Genomic DNA, 5,650 nt, shown 5'->3' on the forward strand with positions numbered 1-5,650 from the left:
AGTCCGCGGGTTGGGTATCCATGGGGCCTATTGATCGAGATTGCGATCGTTGTCTGCGGGACGTGGATTCTTGCGTCCGAGATCTTGCGTCGCTGGAGGAACTAAGAGCGGCCTGGCGTGAGATGGGTCGGGTTATCTCATGGACATCCCCGCGAGCCGGACCCGCACCAGCCCCCTTCCTAGAGTCGCAAAGCGCCAGTCACAAGCGGGGCTTCCCCGCTGCATAGTATCGTCGATGTCGAAGTCCAAAAATTCGTTGGCTGCGTCAGCGGTACTTCTGTCCGTCCTCCTCTCGCTTTGTCCACTGGGCGCGCGCGCCGAGGAACCTCGGCGTCCGAAAACGACGGATTATCCGGCCATGGAAGACGTCCCGCTGAGGCCCGAGAAGCCTGCCATGACAGCCGACGAACTGTCGAAGCTGAAGAAAGATTTGACCGCCGCGCGCGACCGCCAAACGGTCGGTAAGACCCGAGGGGGCGCTGTGCGAGTTGAACCAGTTAAGCCGTAGCTATCGCGGCCAGTCGTCGCCAGCGATCCATGCGGCCAGACAGCCCTGCGGCAGTTCGCGGCCCATCCGACCCCCATCACATTCCGCCCCGCATTCAGTCCCGGCTCAAGGATATCGGCTACGCGAAGGAAGTTTTGGGCGGCATCGTCCTGACTAAGGACGGCCTACAGCGGATTTCAGAAGGCAAATGACACAAGCGTCCCCCGAATCCGGGGCTCACCAGCGGCCTTCCTAAATCGGCGAATGCCTATCAGGACCAGTCGTCACCGGCGATCCATGCAGCCCCACGGCTCAAATCGGCGCCGGCGAAGTCGGATCAGGCGAGCGTGGAGATCGGTAGCGCCAGTTACGGCGCAGCCAGGGCGCTCTTTACTAGAGATTGAAGTTAAAAGAAACACTCGCTTTCGGACTGCTACCATTTTGCTACCCAACTACGGAATACCGGGCGGGATAGGGCGGTATCAGCCTCCCCGAAAGCTCAACGAGATCAATTGCAAGGAGATGAAAGCAGACAATTAGGTACGTGCTTCAGCGAACTGCAAAACCGTGTACACCAGTTCAATTCTGGTCGTGGCCTCCAACCCCACCTTATTGATTTTACAGTATTAATTACCGCTCGGCGGGGTGCGCTACAACGCGCGAGCCGGCCGGCGCGTTTGACGGCGAGTAGGCGCCACGGTCCGGGGCTACTCGCATGGGCGCCCGTCACAAGATCGCCTCGGTGTGTGCGATAGGGAGCAGACGCGGGCGCCATCTCCGTGTCCTTATGGGAGAATCTGAGCTACGGTCCGGCTTGCGGCCCGTGTGTATGAGTCGGCGCATACGGAGAGGTTTGAGCGGATGTCAGACGTCGCGGCCACACCAACGGCAAGCGTTGGCTCGAGCAAGGCCCGACCGTTGTCGCTCGTCCTGTTGTCGACGGCCCTCGTCCTCGTCGGGCTGACCTATTACGGCGTGATGCTGATCCTGGCCTCGGCACCGCATCTTCAAAGCCTCGATCGAATCTCGTTGCAGCAGGCCGAACAGATCAAGCGGCTGAGCGACGAGGTGGCGACGCTGAAGGCGGGGAATGCGGAACTGCGCGGCCAGATAAACGGCGTGCAACGCCTTTACGGTCTGACTGGCTCCTACACGGGCGATTTGCCGGCCGGCCGTCCGGCTTTCGTCGCCACGCCGTTCGTTCCGAAGTGAACGGGTTGGCCATCCGCGGCAAGAGCCTGGTCTGATCCGACAGGTGGCTCGCTTGATTTCGCGGGATCGTTTTCCCATGCCTCGGCGTTAGTGCATCGCCAGATCAGGAGGGGCCATGATCGAATTGTTCGAAGTAACAATCATAATTTGCACCGCTTGGATCGCCGTGTCGGCGATTGTACGATGGCGGAGGCGGTGATCTGAACCGGTGTCTGGAGCATGGACGTCGCTCCGGCTGTCCGCAACGAAGCCCGTAACGACTTGGGCGCCTTGGTCCTGACGGCTTGCTCCGGTAATTTAGCGGCATCGCCAGAAGATGGGGATGGCCTATGCCAAAAAAGGGAATCACCGGTCACGACGGATGGGTCATCACCGAAGCCCTGGCCACGGCGCTGGTGGCGCTGGAGCAGCTTCCCACAAGACACCAGCCGCGCACGCATATGGACGATATCAGGAAGCTGCTCGCGGCGGGCTCGGCGCCCGCGAGCGTCAACCTGCATCTGGCGCAGGCCAAGTGCAGGCTGTTCCCCGACCTCGATCCCGCGGTCATCTATCTCGAATACGGGCTCGGCGACGGACAGGGCTGAGAACGGGCCGCCGGCATCAATATAATCAATGGCTTGCAGAGACTATCGGTGAGGCCGGAACAAGCGTCGGGCCGTTCCGGTCAGCAGCTGGCGTACCAGCCTTCAGGAAATGGAACGAGCGGCCAGGGCTGCTGGTTGTGCTGCCGGTTGTCATTGGCGGCTTCCGCCGGCTCATCGAAGAGCGGCAGATTGGCCAATAACGGTAGGCTGGCCAAAAATTGTTCCTGCGGCGCGGGCTCGATCGCCATTTTTACGGCCTCCAGCAATCGGTCGTATTCAGCTTCGCTCATCGCGCCCTCCGGTATTCCGAGGGCACAGGGTCGCAAAAGTCTTCTGTTTCCAGATTGAATGGATCGCTCAAATTTTACCGATCGAGCGATCGCGGCCGATTTGGTTACGGAAGTCTTGAACCCCGGCGAAGATGTAGACCGGGCCTCCGGCGCCAAATGTGAGAAAAACCACATTTGCCGAAGAATCTTTTGCCCGAGAATCTGTTGCCCGAGAATCTCTTGCCCAAGAATCTTTTCGATAACTCCGGGGACGACGGCGCCGCTCCTGGTGCCGCGGCGCCTCGAGGTGCGCTCGTTTCCGGTAAGGGTCTGCGCCCGTAGTCGTCCGGGTAGGACCCGACTCGAAATTCAACTATGACGACCTGCGCTCGCGCCGTTGCGCTTGCTCCCGTTACCAGCCCTGCGGGGGCGGACTGGTCACGAGGCCCGGACTCCTAGGCACTCCGGGCCTCGTGCTCTACGGGCAAGCGCCAAGACGCAACATTGATCCATCATCGCGCGACTCCCGAGCCGGGAGCCGGCTGCAGCGTTGACCCGCTGGGCGAGGGGTTGATGAAGCTGTTCCCTGACGGGTTCAGACTGCTGTTCGCCCCGGCAGCTGCGCCGCCCGCGTTGAAGTTCGGGTTCGTGCCGGACGAAGTTCCCGGCGCAGCTCCCGTGGTCGTTCCGTTCATTGACGATCCCGTGGTCGTACCGCTCGTGGCCGTTCCGCCCGTTGCAGAACCGCCGCCCGCGGAACCGGCTCCGCTCTGTGCGAAAGCGATGGTGCTCGAAATTGCCAGCGCGACCGCCAGCCCGATGCTGCTAATCTTCATGCTGATCTTCCTTTTGCGGTGACAAAGCAAGAAACCGAGGGCGCCAGGATACGTTCCGGCCCCCGGCATCAAATGAAACGTGATTGGCAACACCGGAACCGCTCTGAAACGAGCAGAGGTCGCGGATCTCGAAAAACCAGCTGTCATCCCATCACCGGAATATCGAACCCCGCGACGGGTTTGGTGGAGTTGACGAAAGGCTGCGCGACATCATTTACGTTCTGTTATCCGCGTACGCGCGGCGTCCGGAACACTATTCGCTGCGGTCGATTTTACTGCTCGGAAGACGGAGCAGTAAAATGGAAGATCTTGCAAAGATTGACCGGGTGCTCGACGAACTTCTGGTCAGCGTTGGGGGCCTTGTTCTCCGGCTGGCAAGCCCCCAGGTCTCGCGAACCATTGAAGAGCGCCAGGCCCTCGCGCGATCGGTGAAACAGTTTTCGGCATGCGCGCGCCGCTCGACCGATCCACGCGTGCAGCAGATCAACGACGACCTCGTGGAGACTCTGAGGCCTCGGCTGCGACTCGTCGCCAGCAGGTAATTTGCGTCTCGGTGGTTAAATTCGCGCCTTGCTGGCTCCCCGGGCTGGATTCGAACCAGCGACCATTCGATTAACAGTCGAATGCTCTACCGCTGAGCTACCGAGGAATAGGGCGAAAACCGTGTTCGCACGCGGCAGCGTATAACAAAGCCGTTACGGCTTGCAAAGGACGAAATATCCGCCTCCGGCGCGGCATCGGAGGGGCAGGGGAACTGACTGTGCCGCAAGGCTTTGTTGCCGCTCACGGACGCGCCGGACGCGCCGGTCCTCGCCCTGCCGGTTGCAGCGGTGCTCCCGCCGTGGCGTCAACCGGGCGCCAAAAAGGCGCATTCCGCGGCGACGATTCCAGGGGCCGGGTTTCGTCACGGAGGTGATTCGATGCGACACTTTCAGACCGATCTGTTGAGGCCGGTGCCTTCGGTCGTCCCAGACGACATCCCCGTGATGAGCGACGATGAATGCCTGGTGCGGCTGGCGAAAGCCCTCGAGGAGCACGATTCCGGGCAACTGGACGAGGTGGCAAGGCTGATCGCGCGGCTCGTGGTGACGATCGAATAGCTGTTTGCGAACCGGAAGCAGCTCTGGCAGATCGCGGATTGCAGGCCTTACCCGCGCAAACGGCGTTGCGTTTTGGCGAAGTTTGTACCAGAGATGACCCGGTTCCCACTTCTTTCCCGCGGGCATCGTCCGCACGACACCTCAAGGTCCGCCAATGTCCGGTTTTGCGACCGCGCGCCAGAAAATGGTCGATGGTCAGGTGCGCCCCAACGACGTCACCGATATCCGAATTATCGACGCCATGCTCGCGGTGCCGCGCGAGGCCTTTGTCCCGCCGAGCCAGAGCGCGCTGGCCTATCTCGACCGCGATCTGGATATCAGCGAGGGCGCTTCCGCCAGACGTTTCCTGATCAAGCCGCAGGTCCTGGCAAAGATGCTGCAGGCCGCCGAGATCAAGGAGACCGACAAGGTCCTGGTGGCGGGTTCGGCGCCCGGATATGCGGCAGCCGTGGTGGCGAGGCTTGCGCGGCAAGTGGTCGCGACCGAGGGCGACCCGGGACAGGTCGCAAAGGCAAAGGCCGTGCTGGCCCAGCTCGGGCTGGCAAACGTGACGTTCAAGGCCGCCGCTGCGGCCGATGGGGACCCGGCGAACGCGCCGTATGACGTGATCGTGCTCGATGGCGCCACCGAGATCACGCCCGAACGGCTTTACGGGCAGCTTGGGAACGGCTGCCGGCTGGTCGGGGTTTTCGCCGTGACCCAGCCGCCGCGGGCCATGATCGTGACACACTCTCGCGCCGATTTCGGTAACCGGGTGCTTTTTGACGCGTCGGTCCCGGTGCTGCCTGGCTTGGAACGGCTTCCGGCGTTCGTTTTCTAGCCCGGTTCCACGCCCCTCGCGGCTGTTAAAATCCCGTTCTGAATCAGAAGTGTGGCCCGGATGCTGCACGTGCAGAGTTTCCGCCGGCTTTGGCCGGGCCGGGGTTCCGTCTCGCTTGCGCGGGGAATAAGGTAGGCATGGAATACTGACTCGAAGTGAAGCGGTAAGCCGGCTCGAGCGCGCTTGAACCGGCGAACGTCATGAATGGATTTCCAGGAATGCGTGGGGTGAAGTTGGTTACCGGAGCTGCGGCTGCGGTCCTGCTGATGGCAAATATGGGCCTGGCGCCCGCCCTGGCCGATACGATCGAGGCCGCGCTGGTGCGTGCCTATCAGAACA

At 61.7% G+C, this 5,650-nt stretch carries 7 protein-coding genes and 1 tRNA gene; 6 read left to right on the forward strand and 2 right to left on the reverse strand.

The genetic code is table 11. From position 1 onward, the window contains the following. Positions 1-1,348: 1,348 nt before the first annotated feature. Positions 1,349-1,699, forward strand: a complete 351-nt coding sequence (locus QZ213_RS23655; protein WP_291688506.1) for a hypothetical protein — start codon at positions 1,349-1,351, stop codon at positions 1,697-1,699. A gap of 329 nt (positions 1,700-2,028) precedes the next feature. After that, entirely contained in the window at positions 2,029-2,286 is a 258-nt protein-coding gene (locus QZ213_RS23660; protein WP_291688507.1) for a hypothetical protein, read from the forward strand. A gap of 80 nt (positions 2,287-2,366) precedes the next feature. Here QZ213_RS23660 and QZ213_RS23665 read toward each other — a convergent pair whose 3' ends face one another. Continuing rightward, entirely contained in the window at positions 2,367-2,576 is a 210-nt protein-coding gene (locus QZ213_RS23665) for a hypothetical protein (protein WP_291688508.1), read from the reverse strand. 483 nt (positions 2,577-3,059) lie between these two features. On the opposite strand from QZ213_RS23665, the gene QZ213_RS23670 reads away from it, so the two are divergent. Together QZ213_RS23670 and QZ213_RS23675 are read left to right on the forward strand one after the other, a co-directional pair. After that, positions 3,060-3,413: a hypothetical protein gene (locus tag QZ213_RS23670; RefSeq protein WP_291688509.1), complete on the forward strand. Its 354-nt coding sequence runs from the start codon at positions 3,060-3,062 to the stop codon at positions 3,411-3,413. A gap of 277 nt (positions 3,414-3,690) precedes the next feature. Continuing rightward, positions 3,691-3,933 (forward strand): hypothetical protein, encoded by a 243-nt coding sequence (locus QZ213_RS23675; protein ID WP_291688510.1) that lies wholly within the window; start codon positions 3,691-3,693, stop codon positions 3,931-3,933. Between the two features lie 32 nt (positions 3,934-3,965). On the opposite strand, the gene QZ213_RS23680 is transcribed toward QZ213_RS23675, so the two are convergent. Further along, positions 3,966-4,040 (reverse strand) — tRNA-Asn (locus QZ213_RS23680). A gap of 271 nt (positions 4,041-4,311) precedes the next feature. Between QZ213_RS23680 and QZ213_RS23685 the strand changes: the two genes are divergently transcribed. Both QZ213_RS23685 and QZ213_RS23690 read left to right on the forward strand, forming a co-directional pair. Next, positions 4,312-4,491 carry a hypothetical protein gene (locus QZ213_RS23685; protein WP_291688511.1) on the forward strand — a complete coding sequence of 60 codons (180 nt, stop codon included), beginning with the start codon at positions 4,312-4,314 and terminating at the stop codon, positions 4,489-4,491. Between the two features lie 154 nt (positions 4,492-4,645). Next, entirely contained in the window at positions 4,646-5,311 is a 666-nt protein-coding gene (locus tag QZ213_RS23690; RefSeq protein ID WP_291688512.1) for an rRNA adenine N-6-methyltransferase family protein, read from the forward strand. Positions 5,312-5,650 lie beyond the last annotated feature (339 nt).

This window comes from Bradyrhizobium sp. (assembly GCF_017881085.1).
Lineage (GTDB): Bacteria > Pseudomonadota > Alphaproteobacteria > Rhizobiales > Xanthobacteraceae > Bradyrhizobium.